This is a genomic window from Segatella copri, assembly GCF_019249795.2.
Lineage (GTDB): Bacteria > Bacteroidota > Bacteroidia > Bacteroidales > Bacteroidaceae > Prevotella > Prevotella copri_B.
Window position 1 is genome coordinate 627,885 of record NZ_CP156891.1, and the last position, 15,310, is coordinate 643,194.

At 39.8% G+C, this 15,310-nt stretch carries 11 protein-coding genes; 1 reads left to right on the forward strand and 10 read right to left on the reverse strand.

Features of this window, described 5'->3' with window-relative positions; translation table 11 throughout:
* Window positions 1-317 precede the first annotated feature (317 nt).
* The 10 genes from KUA48_RS03020 to KUA48_RS03065 all read right to left on the reverse strand — a co-directional run bounded on the left by KUA48_RS03020 (window position 318) and on the right by KUA48_RS03065 (window position 14,457).
* Window positions 318-893: an acyltransferase family protein gene (locus tag KUA48_RS03020; protein ID WP_218433239.1), complete on the reverse strand. Its 576-nt coding sequence runs from the start codon at window positions 891-893 to the stop codon at window positions 318-320.
* The gene (locus KUA48_RS03025) at window positions 884-1,933 is read right to left on the reverse strand and encodes an EpsG family protein (protein WP_256624468.1); all 1,050 of its coding nucleotides are present in this window, start codon (window positions 1,931-1,933) and stop codon (window positions 884-886) included. Before KUA48_RS03025 ends, KUA48_RS03020 begins: the two co-directional genes overlap by 10 nt.
* Window positions 1,933-3,186: a glycosyltransferase family 4 protein gene (locus KUA48_RS03030; protein ID WP_218433243.1), complete on the reverse strand. Its 1,254-nt coding sequence runs from the start codon at window positions 3,184-3,186 to the stop codon at window positions 1,933-1,935. Before KUA48_RS03030 ends, KUA48_RS03025 begins: the two co-directional genes overlap by 1 nt.
* Before the next feature lie 26 nt (window positions 3,187-3,212).
* On the reverse strand, window positions 3,213-4,181 hold the full coding sequence (locus KUA48_RS03035; RefSeq protein ID WP_218433245.1) for an acyltransferase: 969 nt from the start codon (window positions 4,179-4,181) through the stop codon (window positions 3,213-3,215).
* Window positions 4,165-5,622, reverse strand: a complete 1,458-nt coding sequence (locus KUA48_RS03040; protein ID WP_256624469.1) for a lipopolysaccharide biosynthesis protein — start codon at window positions 5,620-5,622, stop codon at window positions 4,165-4,167. Before KUA48_RS03040 ends, KUA48_RS03035 begins: the two co-directional genes overlap by 17 nt.
* 248 nt (window positions 5,623-5,870) lie before the next feature.
* Entirely contained in the window at window positions 5,871-7,004 is a 1,134-nt protein-coding gene (locus KUA48_RS03045) for a dTDP-glucose 4,6-dehydratase (protein WP_218433247.1), read from the reverse strand.
* A 94-nt stretch (window positions 7,005-7,098) separates the two neighbouring features.
* A complete protein-coding gene (gene rfbA, locus KUA48_RS03050; RefSeq protein WP_218433249.1) occupies window positions 7,099-8,007 on the reverse strand; it encodes a glucose-1-phosphate thymidylyltransferase RfbA in 909 nt (302 codons plus the stop codon).
* 30 nt (window positions 8,008-8,037) lie between these two features.
* Window positions 8,038-8,625: a dTDP-4-dehydrorhamnose 3,5-epimerase gene (gene rfbC / locus KUA48_RS03055; RefSeq protein WP_218433251.1), complete on the reverse strand. Its 588-nt coding sequence runs from the start codon at window positions 8,623-8,625 to the stop codon at window positions 8,038-8,040.
* 242 nt (window positions 8,626-8,867) lie between these two features.
* A complete protein-coding gene (locus KUA48_RS03060) occupies window positions 8,868-13,937 on the reverse strand; it encodes a hypothetical protein (RefSeq protein ID WP_218433253.1) in 5,070 nt (1,689 codons plus the stop codon).
* 88 nt (window positions 13,938-14,025) lie between these two features.
* On the reverse strand, window positions 14,026-14,457 hold the full coding sequence (locus KUA48_RS03065) for a hypothetical protein (RefSeq protein WP_218433254.1): 432 nt from the start codon (window positions 14,455-14,457) through the stop codon (window positions 14,026-14,028).
* A gap of 270 nt (window positions 14,458-14,727) precedes the next feature.
* Here KUA48_RS03065 and KUA48_RS03070 point away from each other — a divergent pair, with 270 nt between their 5' ends.
* On the forward strand, window positions 14,728-15,309 hold the full coding sequence (locus tag KUA48_RS03070) for an HU family DNA-binding protein (RefSeq protein ID WP_118255201.1): 582 nt from the start codon (window positions 14,728-14,730) through the stop codon (window positions 15,307-15,309).
* Window position 15,310: the final 1 nt, after the last annotated feature.

A 15,310-nucleotide genomic window follows, 5' to 3' on the forward strand; every position in this document is an offset into this window, starting at 1 on the left:
CAAAGCTACAAGCAATGCTACACAAACATCAACTATTACATAACCTGTAGATGATACAGACCATTCATTTTTATTCACTATATAATCTATAATAAAGACATGTATGAGATACATACCAAGAGTTTTGCTTCCCCAATAGCTGAACTTATTATACTTCTTAGAAATCAATTGCATAAGGATTATAACAGAAACAGCCATTACCACACCTTGTATATGGCGCAATATAAAAATATGAACATCGCCTAAACTCACAAGTTTGATCAAAGGGAAGAGATAGAAAGACTTATAAAAAAGTCCGTATAATACACTCCATAGAATTACCCCCCCACAACTCCGACAATTCTTGTAGTCAATGGGAGTCTGAAAAGTATATTAAGGACATCATACCTTCTTAAAATCAGTCCTATTGTAAAATAGGAAGTCATCTCCGAGAGGTTATTCCTTGTTACGAACAACATAGCTATATTAAGAATTATGGCTATTAGCCAAAATGTTTCTTTAATCTTCAACACAGCACAGCCTATCTCTATAAGAGCCGAAGCAAGTAGAATAGAGAACAAGCACTGTAAAAACCAGTAGCCATGCAGAAAGAACAGCTTGTCATGAGTCCAAGGCAACGACCATGCACTGACAAAAATGCAAGGTATCATGATTCTCATAAAATTCTTTTTGATATACAATCCCCATTCTCTTATCGTTTTATCCCGAAACAAAGAATGGTAGCAGGCATAACCTGAAAGAATCATAAACAATGGCATATTAAATGATTCTATAGCAGGTCCAACCTCTCCAAGGTTAGCAAACGAACCAACATGATAGATAATAACAAGTAGCATCGCCAGCATTTTAGAATTATCAAGCCAAGAAAGTCTAGGTTTAATATTTATTCCCATATCCATTTATATGTCATAAAATCGGAATTCATATATCCATTATGTGCTCTTATTATATAAGATATAAATAAGAGAGATATAATAGGATATTTTGTTTTTTGACTAGGAAGGGCTCCAATAGCAGCAAGGAGATAAAAGAAATTGCAGAAACGATCAATTAAGTGTCCATCCAGTCCTCCTAACAAATTATAGATTATAACACCAACAAACAATGATTTTTCAAAAAAAGTACACTGCTCATTTTTTCGGTTCAGCCACAAAACGTAACAACACAATATAGACATCGGAAGATAAACTCGAAATCTATCAATTGCACTATCATATCCAGAACCTATGTAAGACGTCAATCGTTCCATTTCTGAAAATCCACCTAATAGGGAAGCGAACAATCCACCTGCATAAGTTGAAAATGCATTTGTTAGAAACAAAGAAATGATTACCATAATTATCATTGTTTTTCGTCTCAAGCTTAAGAAATAAGTACAAAATAGAAGTGGTATAATCAATAAAGAAGTAGAATGACACAACAGTGCCAAACTAAGAAATCCCACACATACATATTTCCAATTAGAAAATTTTTCAAAATATGCAATAAGCGCAATCAAGATAAACCCTTGCGCCATAGCCTGTCGTATCGTAACAATATACAATAGCCACAAACCAGGAAGCAACATCATGGAAAGTAAACTACCAATTTTATCTTTCGAATAAAGCTTTATGGCCCAAATAACAGGGATCATATATAATATGGTAGTAAAGAAGACAAAAACAAAAGGTGTTTTAGGAAACAGTACCTTTAATAAGTTCATCCATGCAAATATCACAGGCTGCTGCTCCATAACATCTCCATACCCCCAACCTGTTCCTAAATATGAATCAATATAGGTACACATATCTGGTCCCACATCATCACTTCTAAAAGCCATTAGGAATAACAAAAAGAATACAGCTATCCAAAAGAGCCGCTTGTTATTTGGGTGAAGTTTCTGAAAAAATCGAGCAATAAACAAAATTATCGCCCATACGTCATATATACACATTATACGTTTCTTTTTATAATATCTTTATAACATGCCAACAACTCTTGCTTAACATTATCAACAGAATGTCTTTTTCGAGCTTGGTCCATATTGTATTTGGAATAAGATTGCATTCTCGCTTTGTCTTCAAATAGTTCAACTATTGCATTAGCCATTTGCCATGGTTCATTAGCAGGAATAAGCAATCCACCCTTTTTATCTTCTACTAAAGTAGCTATTCCACCAACATGCGTTGAAATAATCGGCAAGCCTAACACCTGAGCTTCACAGATACTATTAGGACTATTCTCTATATAGGCCGTATGAACATAAATGGAACTATCTGTCAATATCTTGGCTAATTGCTCTGCTGTAACATATCCTAAAATCTCAATATTACAATCCGAGAATTTCAAATGTTCTTTATTCTCTACCGCCTTTTTCATAAGAGGATCAAGCTGTCCAGCAACTTTCCACGTAAAATCTACTCCCATATTTTTCAAAACATTCGCTGTTTTTAGCATCATGTCGATACCCTTCAAGAAAGAACTACAACCAACTGATATTATATTTATAACTTTGGATGTAGATAAACACCATTTTTTTGAAGATTCCAAGAAAACAGGCCTTAAAGCTTCCTCCACGTGATAGTATTTTGCCATCGGGCTCAGGGTGTTAACTAAAGCTCTATCCCATTCTGTACGTCCCATATAATTTGACACTGATTTCCAAATTTCAGTTTCCATATTCAAACGAGATAAATCCTTATAATAACTCCGATACAAACGCCATTGCTTACGTAGATCTAGACCTATAGCCTTACTAATAGTAAAGCCGTTATACTTAGGAGGATACAAGGAATTAAAGTACGAAATCCAACTACCCTGAATATGAATTACACAAGGTATTTTTGTATATTTCTGTATCATACCAAAAGCCCACTCATTTCCAAAAATATGTATTAAATCAGGTTTCACCTTATCAATTATCTTCAATTCCTCTGCTACAATATGGTTGCAATTTGGATTCCAAGAAAACTGATCTATTATTTTTTCCGTTAAAGAATATTTAAAATTCATCGGATAATACCAAACGCCATCAACACACTTGGCATCAGTATATTTATGACTTTCAAAAGCAATATGCAACTGGATTTCCGGACAACTCTTCACAATATTTTCTAAAGAGTCTTGCCAGCCACCACCTACTATACCAGAATGCTCATATCGTGAAGGCATTGTGGTTTCAAACCAAAGTATCTTAATCTTATTCATATATATATCAAAAATCTTTTAAATTATCAGCCAACAACATATTTAGCGAAACTATTCTTTTTAAGAAGAACAACTATATACCAACTCACCAAAGTTATGACAAAAAATTGCATAAGTGGATATAAAATATAGTGCTCAGTCATCAAAGCATGAAAACAATCTATCCCATTCATCTCTTGGATTAGAATATGATGAACTATATAAATACCCATAGAGCATTTGTCAAGGCTTTTCATAGATGAAGATAGTGTAATCCCAGAAAAGTTCCTCAGAAACAGGAAAATAGAACAACAAAATAATAGACCTAAGAATCTTAAAGTTTCATCACTTTTATTGATGCAAGCAGTTGCAATCATTAGAAGCAACGAGCATATCATCACTGCACATTCATAATAACTTGACTTATTCTTTTTGAAGTTCATTGCTCCGAAAATCATACCAATTAAATAGAATGGAAAGTATTGACTAAATTGCCTTATTGTTAGTCCCCACATATTAATGGTAATTTTTTCTTGAAAGGCTATAACGAGACAACATATCAGTAACAAAATTATTCGCCACTTATATTCTGTCCGCAAGACAAAATCAATAATGCGGCCAAATAGATAACATTCGAAAATGGTCATCAAAAACCATAAATGAGAAATTCCATAAAACAGAGATTTTACAGGTATTTTTTGAACTACAACTATAATTATACCAACAATAAAGTATGGAAGCATGACACGTATAAACTTATCTTTAGTAAATTTCATAAGATTTCCATACCCCCCCAGAATTCGCTTATAGCCAAATAAAAATCCTGCTATGATAAAAAACAGAGGCAAATGGATATTACGCATTATTGCTATGAATACATCCCATAACGGTACTGATAAATCTGCAGAATAAGCCGCATCATCCCAAACTCCATAAGCGCAAAGACAATGATAAAAAACAATTATAAGCATTGCGCTACATCTCAAAATACTAATATCATTAAATCTTTCGTGCATAATTTCTAATTTTATCGATTACATATTTTCTTTCTGCTTTTGCTAATCCAACAAGGAAGACAGATATGCAAACAGTAAGTGCCATCAAGATGCATGCTGAAAGAATTAATAAAACTGACTTTCCGTAAATTATATGACTTATCCACCAGCAAACAAGCAAAGTTAATACAGTTGTCAAGACTACAGGCCGACATGCTTCATTCAAAAAACACTTAATTGAAAAATCTAAAATTTGCCTCAAATACACCAACCTAACTACCATTAATACAAAATAAACTATTCCCATCAATAAATAAGGAATATAAGAAGGAAAGTTAATTAAGAATAATAGATAGCTAACAGGAAACACAAATATAGAAATAGCTGTTTCTAGAGCTACATATTTCTTAAGTTTTCCTGTTGCTAATATTGCCACATAAAGCATCTCACCTAAAAGAGTAATAAGTGCAACAAACATACTCCACCTTACAAAGCATGGAGCATAAGAAGGATATGTCTTTAGCCAAATTTTCAAGAGTTCATCGGCTTCGAAGATAAATGGAATTGCAAAAATTAGCATCAAGAAATAACTATACTTAGTACTACTATATACAAGTTTCATCATATTTCCATAGTCCCCTGAAGAATAATATTTAATAATTTGTGGTTTAGCTGCAGTGGTAAAGTTAGCCACAAAACCTCGTATAACAGTATCAACCTGTAATGCTACACCACGAGCTGCATTTATAGCAACACCAAAAAACAAGTTCGAAAGAATATTTATACCTTGGGTGTTAAACATAAATGCCGAACATGTTATGGCATTAAGCCCCGCAAACTTTGCCATTTCCAAAAGTAAAGTCTTGTCCAAAATAAATTCATAATGACATTCGTCAAAATGCTTATGACAATAATGTCCATAAACATAACGAATAACAATGGACACTGCAAGCAACAAGAATCCATAAGTTATTAATTTATCTACAGGTGATATAAATAATATATAGGCAATAGTTAATTTCAATATAGCCTCTAATACACTTACGTATGCAAAAGCTTTCATCTTTTCGTGTGCTATAATTACAGCATTATAAGGTACACTTATCAATGATACGACAAAAGCCAAAATTGAAAATTGCAAAACCCAATTTGCAGCTACCATACGATCAGGAGGGATATTCATCTTGGCATTTAAAAACCAAACACCTCCTATTTCTGCTATAAGTATTACAATTACAGACATTAACAACTGGATGTTCACACCTGTGCAGAATATTATATGTAATCGGTTCGAATTTTCCTTGCCTAATTCAAATGTAAAATATCTACTAATCGCCTGAGATAGTGTTGCTGTTAAAATTGAGAACATTGCAACGACACCACCTACCACATTATAAAGACCATAATCATCTACACCTAAAACATTAAGAACTACGCGGCTAGTATATAAGCCAACCACCATAGTAACCAACGTACGAATGTATAAAGCTAATGTGTTCTTGGCTATTCTTTTATTATTTACGGAAGTCTGCGACATATTAAGAAACTGCTAAATAGTTTATATTAATCATTTTTGTAGTTCACCAATACACTTATTCAAACTATCTGCCCGATAAAAATAAACTTGTTCCACTATTCTTTTCCACCAACTGCATCTCATAACCGGATCTACGTTAGTACCTGCTACTAAAATGTACATGAACTATCCTTTTATCTATCTTTATACATATTATCGTAATACTTCTGATACTCCCCAGAAGTAACATGATCCATCCATTCCTGGTTCTCGAGATACCATTTCACCGTTTCTTCGATACCTTCCTCAAACTGGAGAGATGGCTCCCAACCGAGTTCCTTCTGCAACTTTCTAGAGTCGATGGCGTAACGCATATCGTGACCCTTTCTGTCTGTTACATAAGTAATCAAATCCAAGTCAGCACCCTCAGGACGACCGAGCAATCTATCAACAGTCTTGATTACCACCTTGATGATATCGATATTCTTCCACTCGTTGAAACCGCCGATGTTGTAAGTCTCGGCAATCTTGCCCTTGTGGAAAATCATATCGATGGCACGGGCATGATCTACTACATACAACCAGTCGCGCACGTTCTCACCCTTACCATATACAGGCAATGGCTTGCGATGACGGATATTGTTGATAAACAGCGGAATCAACTTCTCTGGGAACTGGTATGGACCGTAGTTGTTAGAGCAGTTGGTCACGATGGTAGGCATACCATATGTATCGTGGAAAGCACGGACGAAGTGGTCTGAGCTTGCCTTGGATGCTGAGTATGGAGAGTGAGGATTATACTTGGTAGTCTCCAGGAAGAACTCCTCGCCATAAGCCTCATGGTTCTTACCGCTGGATGCCTTGGTGGTGAAAGGAGCAGGAATACCCTCAGGATGAGTCATCTGCAAGGCACCATACACCTCATCGGTAGAGATGTGGTAGAAGCGCTTGCCCTCGTAACCCTCTGGAAGACTCTCCCAGTAAATCTTTGCCGCCTGGAGCAGAGACAGGGTACCCATCACGTTGGTATGAGCAAAAGTGAAAGGATCCGTGATACTTCTATCTACGTGGCTCTCGGCAGCGAGATGGATTATGCCATCTACCTTGTAGTCCTGCATCAGTTTCAGCATCAGATCGAAATCACAGATATCACCCTTAACGAAAGTATAGTTAGGCTTGTCCTCGATGTCCTTGAGGTTAGCCAGGTTGCCTGCGTATGTCAACTTGTCGAGGTTGATGATGTGATACTCAGGATATTTGTTCACGAAAAGTCTTACTACGTGTGAGCCGATGAAACCAGCACCGCCCGTGATAATGATATTCTTCATTAATATTTAATTCTAGAGAGATAGATGAGTTTGAGAACAGAGCGAAAAGTAGCTTAAAAAATGCTCTTATTCCCTCCCTCACCTATCTTATATTTTAATATTCTAAATTTTTCTTTAATGTACCATCTGCTTCATCAAGGATTGAAAGCAGATACTTGCCATAGTCATTCTTCAGCATAGGCTGAGCATTCTCACGCAACGTATCACTATCTATCCATCCTTGGCGATAAGCAATACCTTCCAAGCAAGCGACCTTCAAGCCCTGACGTTTCTCCAAAACCTCGATAAAGGTAGATGCCTCAGAAAGGGAATCATGGGTTCCTGTATCGAGCCAGGCAAATCCTCTTGCCATGGTCTGTACCTTCAGCTGCTTATCCTTCAGAAACTCCTGGTTGACTGTTGTGATTTCCAACTCACCACGAGCAGATGGCTTGATATGCTTGGCTACTTCCACTACCTTGTTAGGATAGAAGTACAAGCCAACTACTGCATAGTTGCTCTTTGGATGCTCAGGCTTCTCCTCAATGCTGAGGCAATTGCCTTGTTCATCAAACTCTGCGACACCATATCGCTCTGGATCGCTGACACGATAACCGAAGACGGTAGCCTTGTTATTCTGCTCGGCATCTACTACTGCCTGATGAAGCATCTGATTTAATCCTGCACCATAGAAGATATTATCGCCCAAAACAAGGCAAGCGGAATCATTACCAATGAATTTATCTCCGATAATGAAGGCTTGGGCTAAGCCATCTGGTGATGGCTGCTCAGCGTATTCGAACTTGACACCGAACTGGCTTCCATCGCCTAAGAGGCGCTTGAAACCTGGCAAGTCGAAAGGGGTTGAGATTATGAGTATCTCACGGATACCTGCCAACATCAATACCGAAATAGGATAATAAATCATCGGTTTATCAAAGATTGGAATCAGCTGTTTGCTGATACCTTTGGTGATTGGGTACAAGCGTGTTCCGCTTCCACCTGCTAATACTATTCCCTTCATTGTCTTAATGTTAAATGATTAGTATCTTGTTTACTTGTATAAATCTACATCGATATCGAATGGACTATCAAAGTCTTTCAGCATAGCATGTTTTGTATCTTTCTCAGAGAGATTGGCATGCTCTGTAGGAATCTTCCAATCAATACCGAGGGTATCATCGAGGATAGAAATACCTCCATCTGCCTCTGGATGATAGAAGTTATCACACTTGTATTGGAAGACTGCTGTTTCTGAAAGAACGGCGAAACCATGGGCGAAGCCCTTAGGGATGAAGAACTGGCGATGATTGTCTTCTGTCAGTTCTACAGCCACATGCTTGCCATAGGTTGGTGATCCTTTGCGGATATCTACAGCTACATCAAGCACTCTACCTTTTACGCAGCGTACCAACTTGCTCTGGGTATAAGGTGGGCGCTGGAAGTGCAGGCCTCGCATTACGCCATAGCTGCTCATAGACTCGTTGTCTTGGCAGAAGTGAACACTGTGCCCCAGGATTGGGGCTACCTTTTCTTCAAACTCTCGCTCGCTGAAACTCTCGAAGAAGTAGCCACGAGCATCACGGAAGAGGCGTGGCTCTATAATGAGTACGCCTTCTATATCTGTTTTTACTATATTCATTGTTTTTGTTTTAATTTTTGTTCTTTAATAAGAAGTTCTAAAATCATCCCGTCCTTCTTTACCATTAAAGAAGGCTCCACCTCTCACCCCTGCCCTCTCTCCTCAGGAGCGAGGGAGGAAACCGCCCTACTCGGAACTCGGAACCGCTTCGCTCTAAGGTTGGCGGGGCATCAAAGCCCTCGCCATGTTTTGCGGGATGGGACCGCCATACGGGCTAACGGTGATTTACTGTTTCTATTAATCTAATCCAATTCCATCTCATCATATTTCAACTCTCTTCCTCCCATCTTCCTTACATGAGTATATGCATACTTTGAGTAAGAAAGAAGGGCAGACAGAATCTTGCCACCATCCACTTCGATGATAGAGCTTTCTTTTTTGCCGAGGCTGTCGATGGAGCAGAGGGTGATGCCTTGGTGCTCGTCGTTCTCATCGTCAGAACATATCCAATAGCGGTCATGAAGAGGACCATCCTTTGAATTGTCGTCATACCATACAAAGTTGAGGCTAAGGGTATTGGTTACTCCTGATGAAATAGACCTCCATGATGTGGTGTAATCCTCATTTTGATATTTCTGACGATGGGTAAGTATTCTTATCTCCAAATCGTTGTTGATGTCGCAGAGCTGCTTGATAATAGCGAGGTCTTGTGGCTTGAAATATGGGTCGATAATGGTCAGTGTGTTGTAATTGAATGACTGATACCAATTCAAAATGTAAGCCTTGGCTTTCTCCTCTTCTCCTACTTGGATATAGCCATCATCGGTGAAAGTACTTGTACGGATCAAACTCTCTACACGGTCAATCCGTTCTTTGGTGTCGGCAGCCAACGAAAGGACCAGTTTCAAATTGTAACGGAAGGCACGATGCATGTTGAGCAAGAAGTCCTTGTTCTGCCTAGACTGCTTGTACTTGCGGTACACATCCTCCATGATATACAAAATAGCAAATTTGGCATCATCTATGTTATGGTCGTAAATGTGCTTGATGGAAAGGTCGAGAATGCGATTCAATTCCAACACTTGGCCTTTGCCGTTAAGCAGGTTGTCAAGTTGCTTGGTAAAGAATTTCACTTGCTCACGACGGTTAAGGTTATCTATCGTATCTAACTTGTCGTGTGCCTGTTTCAACTTCTTAGCTGATGATATATGACTAAGCAACCGGTTCTTATATTGCACACGGGCTGGATCCTTGTCGAGATTGTTAACCATCTCTTCCGCTAATTCTGGCTTGTGCTGATAAACCATATCTATCAAGCGTTTATAATCATCGAGCGTTCCATTCAGGCGAAGGCTTCGCATGGCAGTTTCGGCAACAGGCTTAACCAGGTTGCCAAGATTATTCTCCACACACTCATTGATGCTCAAATCGAGTCGGTTTACCTTATCGAAAGTAGAGGATATTGACTCTGCCAGTTCTATGCCTTTTTCAAAGAACACTTCTTTGTCTCCCTTCTTCTGGAAATAAGGGGCTATCTGAAGAAACAGGAATGCCTTGTCTGCTTTGTTGTCGATACGATCAATGGCATCAAACCAGGTTTTGCTGTCCTTATTAGAGAACTCTGATTTAGAATGGCGCAAAGCTGCAAGACAGGCTATCTTATAACCATCATGCTGGATACCAAAGCGAGTAGGAAGTTTCTCGTTCACGATTCGCTCTATCTCATTGACAATTGCATTCTTCTGATTACTACTTAATGTCTGCTTAGGTTTTCCTTCTTTCAGACTCTTGGCAATGATATTGACCACCTGATAGAAAATTTCATCGTTGGTAGAATGCTCCAGAATGGCTATAAGGTCTTGATAGTCCTTGTATTCCAATGGGTATGCCTGATATTCCGCAGATACCCCAGACAGAGAGGCTTCCTTGCAGAAGATGAATTCTGTTACATGCTTTAAACAGTCGTTCATGAACTGCTCATCGTAGCGGGTCAAGAGAGAATAAAGGGTATCCCTGCTATAATAGAACATGGCTGGCGCAATGCCAAAAATGACTATTTTCTGATCCAATACCGAACAGGTGTCAAAATGAGCAGGGAAATATTTTCCGCATAGTTGGTTGAATTGCTTGGTATCGTTGGCAAGATAGTACTCCAAAGCGATATTGCTCCAAATAACAGCTTTCTCGCCATCTGACAACTGCGCATCTATATCATCTGCAAACTGCGTCAAGAGCTGTTCGTCTTCGCACATGCCATATCGTACAAGAAGTCCCATTGAACGGGAATAAAGTTCGAGGGCTATATCGTATGCCGTGATACAAGATGATGATGCCAAGAAACACTCAGTCTTCATCTTGCGACATTTTTTCAGGATGTCCTCGGCATCATCGCTTGAGACTTTGGCAAAGTTCTTTGCCAGGAAAAAGCCACATTCGATTCTTTCTTTCAACATCTCTATAGACTGCCAATTGTCTAATACTAAACCTTTAATCCTATTGGCAAATGAATCATCTGGAAAGTGTTTCGTCATCCACAAGTATATACGCATAAAGATGATAACCTTGCGTGACGGACGTTCCAATTTCTCAAAATAATGAAAATTGGCTTTCAACACTGGAAGGAATGCCTCATGATTTATCTGTTCGGCATAATACAACATGCGAGACAGTAATTCGAGAGGGTTCTCACGGTTGTCGTAGGTATTGTCGGTCTTGGCAATTAAATCGAAAAACTTATCCAGCTTCACCTTTTTCTCTTCCTGTTTTAACAGATACTGACTGGCAGCCAAGGAATAGGCTCGCTTCTTGCGTTCCGTTGTGTTGATTTGGTCTATCAACTCATCTATCATCGTTGGGTAATCACATACCAATGCCTTGATTGGTTCTTCCACCACTTTCAGATGATAGGCGGTTTCTTCCAAAAGGTGTCGGATACCCGATATGATGTCACGGCGTATGTCGCCAGTGGAACAGCCCAAAGTATTCTCTGTCTCTGACCGTTTGCCCAGATAGTCAAACCTGCCTAACAGTTTTGACAGACAAGACACACGAACCGATTCGTCTTCCAAATCACAGATGTAGAGATACAGAAGTTCAAGTCGGGACTTGCTCTCCTCAGGAAGGATGTCTTTTGTTGCCTCAATGATAGTCAGTTCGGCATCCACATAATCAAACGTCGGGTATTTGATGGTGTCGGTGAGAGATTCGATATAAGCCATAGCCTTTTTCATCTCTTCGGGCGTCATCTTTGACATAGAATGACAAACGGTGTTGAGAATCTTAGCTTTCGGCATATCTGTATCTGAAACTGCCACTATCAATTGAATAGCTTGCAAAACAGCTTTGCCAATATTTTCCTTGTTCTCATGCTCAGGCAACCATATCTGCAACAAATGCAGCTTACGGGAATTGCTTGGCAGTTTAGCCAACTCACCCAAGAAGTAATCAACCGAGACATCTGCAAACAAGTTCTTGGCGGCATGAGTGAACGTGCGCAACTCATCGTCCTCAATCTTGGCACTGACCATATCGAAATTGGTTACGTTTCCTGTTTCTGCATCCGTCTTGTTTGACATCAACGACATCAACGTGTAAACCCTATCGGCATTAACTGTCTCCTTGTTTGCCTTTGCCACTTTGTCAACAATGGCTATAGCTGACTCATAATCTATTGGCATCAAGAGTTTTGCCAACTCAATGGCTTTGCTTGGTATTTTCTCAAACTGTATGGTAGATACAAGTTGGTTAATGTTCTCTTTCAGTACCTCATAGTCGGAAGGGTTCAACAAATCCTTCTTTCTGGCTATAAGCAGAAATGACTTCAGGCGTTCCTCTGAAAGATACACATTACGAGATAATGCCAATGCTTGCTCGGAATGTCCAGTGGCAAGAAGAGCTTCCAGTTCGTTGTCCCACAACTCATTTTTCTCAATCTCACGAGACATGGACTTATTGAGAGCAAAACGGAACAGGGTTGCCGCATATTTCTCCGGTTCATCCTTGCAGGCTTCATAGCCAAACTCGCACTGCTCGTTGAGAGCTGCCTGAGAATGCTTGTTGACAAGTATCTTCTGGATATTGTCCCTGCTGAGAAAGTTTACCAGCTGGTCTGTCTTATGCAAAGTCTTCATGAGGGGTGGGATGAAGCTGCAATGGGAAATCATATATTGTGGCATCTGCAAAACATGGAGTATCTTCAACTCTATGTTCTGCTTCAAACTCGTCAACTGACGCTTCAGGTATTTATGAAAGCCCTCATTAATGAGGGTACAAATACCCGACGGATCTATATGTACAAACTCCTTATATTTCTCAGACACCCCAAGAAATTCATCTTCTGACAGCGACAAGATGGCTGCTGCCACTGGCACTTGAAGAGGAAACTCCGTATAGGTCAATAAAGCGAAGAAATCATATGTCAAAGTTTCGTTTGTATCAAATATATGATGAAAATCAGCATCATACAAATCGGTAGTGCCTGATGCATTTGATGCAACCAAATCCTTCAGCTTACCTTTCTTTATATAACGGTTGAGCACTGTTTCCATGCGGCTTCCCAATCCTCTTGTGATGTCGCATAGGGCTTGAAGTTCTTCTTCATTGATGTCTGAAACCGATTTACGGAAATAATCCTTTACGTCGGCATCACCAAACGGAATTATCTCGTATTCACTGATACTCAACTTGGAACAGGAAGGTATGATATTCTTGATATCTTCTTTCTTGCCTGAAAAAATGAAGCGACCATTGTTCCAAAACATCTTCTCTAAAAAACGTTTGACACTCTCAACCTTTTCTGGCGGAACATGATCAAAACCATCAAAGACGAAGTATAATGGCTTATCAGAACGTTTGATTTTCCGATAAACGGATGGCCATAATGCAGTAATGTTGGCTTTCTCTGCATCCCTAATGTCGAAAAGTTCATCTGCCCCGTAGGCATACCAGTACAATTGCTCCACAACGCTGTGCTCCATCACATCCGCATCCATCAACATAATGTCAAGGCCATCGTTGAAATAGCTCATACAGTTACGACCATGCTCCCTGGCAAACTGCGCCAGCACTGTGGAAACGCCAACACCCTCTTCACCATATAGGCAAAGAACATTATCTTCTACCAAACGCTTTTCGCACAAAGCAAGTATCTCCTTGCGGATGATTTCGTTGGAGACTGGACATGGTTTGGTATCACTATAGTAAAACATGTCGAGTATAGAGCTTTCTGCAATGGCCTCCTTGTTACAAGGACGGTTGCTCAGCACTTTCCTGGCATATTCTGCTCCATAGAAATTCTGTATGGCATATTTTGCATTAGGCAATATCTGCACGTTACTCTGCTTGATATCGAATGTATTTTGCTCTTCTGACATAAATATGAATTTAAAGAGGGTTAGGATACTTTCCAAAGTATCTTAGGATACTTGCCCATGTATCTTAAGATACTTTTTTGAGGGTGTTTTAGCGACCTGCTTGACGGATAGTCTTTTTGCGGGCCGTCCAGGCAGTATTGATTGCTACCCGGATGTTGTCGATGGTCTTCCCTTTCTCCCATTTCGGAACAAAGGGAAGGAGAAGGGAAATGAAACTCTGCTTCACTATCAGCTCATCGGTGAGGGATGGCTCTTGCTGTCGCATGGTTGCCACCACCTCGCCCAGGTCTCTCGCTGTCTTGCAGGAGCGAAGGAGGGTGATGTAGCCTCGCAAGGATTCCACCTTATTTATATATATAGACAAAGCCTGTTCTTCCTCAGTGAGAGGTTGAGGTGCTTCGCCATCCTTGGCAAGCGTCTTCTCTGCGAACTGGTCACCATAGAAGTTTTGCTCTGCCTTTGTAGCGTTGGGGAGGATTTGGTTATTGCCTCCGTATATATTGAAAGTTACATCTGACATCGTATAAAGGTAAAAGGGTAAAAAAGTAAAAAATGATTTGCTGGCTATGATTTCTTAATGATTTTCTTAACCTTATTCAATAGATATTCAACGTTTTTCAATGCCTTTCAACGGAATTGTTTTCGGACCACAGATGTTGTATCTTTGCAACAGCTTAAACGAAGAACGAAGAGTGATGAGTGAAGAATTCAATACCCGGGGTGCTCGACATTCGAAGTTTGGAGTAGCTGACAATTTTAGTATTAACAATTTAAAAGAAAGGAATCGATTATGATTGAGTATTCTATTTACATGATGGGTAATCCTATCAAACCAGAGGAGCCTCAAAAGGCTTATGCCAAGAACCAAGTTCGTGAAATCTGGGACTTGAACAAGTTTTGCAAGCACATTGCATCACATAACGCTGGCTACAGCCGAGGTATGGTGAAAGCCATCCTGTCGGACATGTGTGACTGCATTGTAGAGCAACTGCTCAACGGCAACAAGATTAAACTCGGTGAGTTTGGTGTCTTTAGCATCTCCATCAACTGCGAGGGTGCGGAGTCGCTGGAGAAGTTTACCGAGGAGAACATCAAGTCGGTGAACATCAAGTTCAACCCTGGTGTGGACTTTGAGAACCTTGTTGATAAAGCTGAGTTCAAACTTGTGGCAAGCCGTGCTGGTCAAGCTGCCTTGCTCAAGGCTGAAAAGGCGAACGAGACTACCGTTGACCTGGAGGCTGCGAAGAAGAAGCCTACCAAGGACGACAAGAATGACAACAAGCCATCGGGTGATGGTGGTGATACACCAAACCCTGGCGGTGGAAGCAGTACCGACTCTGGCACCGACGGTAGCGGTGATGGCCTGGAGTAGG

What these genes read in the sequence shown, in the direction of transcription:
- KUA48_RS03020 (WP_218433239.1), bottom strand. Translation starts at nt 893, where the DNA reads ATGGGAATAAATATTAAACCTAGACTTTCTTGGCTTGATAATTCTAAA.
- KUA48_RS03060 (WP_218433253.1), bottom strand. Translation starts at nt 13,937, where the DNA reads ATGTCAGAAGAGCAAAATACATTCGATATCAAGCAGAGTAACGTGCAG.
- KUA48_RS03035 (WP_218433245.1), bottom strand. Translation starts at nt 4,181, where the DNA reads ATGCACGAAAGATTTAATGATATTAGTATTTTGAGATGTAGCGCAATG.
- KUA48_RS03045 (WP_218433247.1), bottom strand. Translation starts at nt 7,004, where the DNA reads ATGAAGAATATCATTATCACGGGCGGTGCTGGTTTCATCGGCTCACAC.
- rfbC (WP_218433251.1), bottom strand. Translation starts at nt 8,625, where the DNA reads ATGAATATAGTAAAAACAGATATAGAAGGCGTACTCATTATAGAGCCA.
- KUA48_RS03030 (WP_218433243.1), bottom strand. Translation starts at nt 3,186, where the DNA reads ATGAATAAGATTAAGATACTTTGGTTTGAAACCACAATGCCTTCACGA.
- rfbA (WP_218433249.1), bottom strand. Translation starts at nt 8,007, where the DNA reads ATGAAGGGAATAGTATTAGCAGGTGGAAGCGGAACACGCTTGTACCCA.
- KUA48_RS03070 (WP_118255201.1), top strand. Translation starts at nt 14,728, where the DNA reads ATGATTGAGTATTCTATTTACATGATGGGTAATCCTATCAAACCAGAG.
- KUA48_RS03040 (WP_256624469.1), bottom strand. Translation starts at nt 5,622, where the DNA reads ATGGTGGTTGGCTTATATACTAGCCGCGTAGTTCTTAATGTTTTAGGT.
- KUA48_RS03025 (WP_256624468.1), bottom strand. Translation starts at nt 1,933, where the DNA reads ATGTGTATATATGACGTATGGGCGATAATTTTGTTTATTGCTCGATTT.
- KUA48_RS03065 (WP_218433254.1), bottom strand. Translation starts at nt 14,457, where the DNA reads ATGTCAGATGTAACTTTCAATATATACGGAGGCAATAACCAAATCCTC.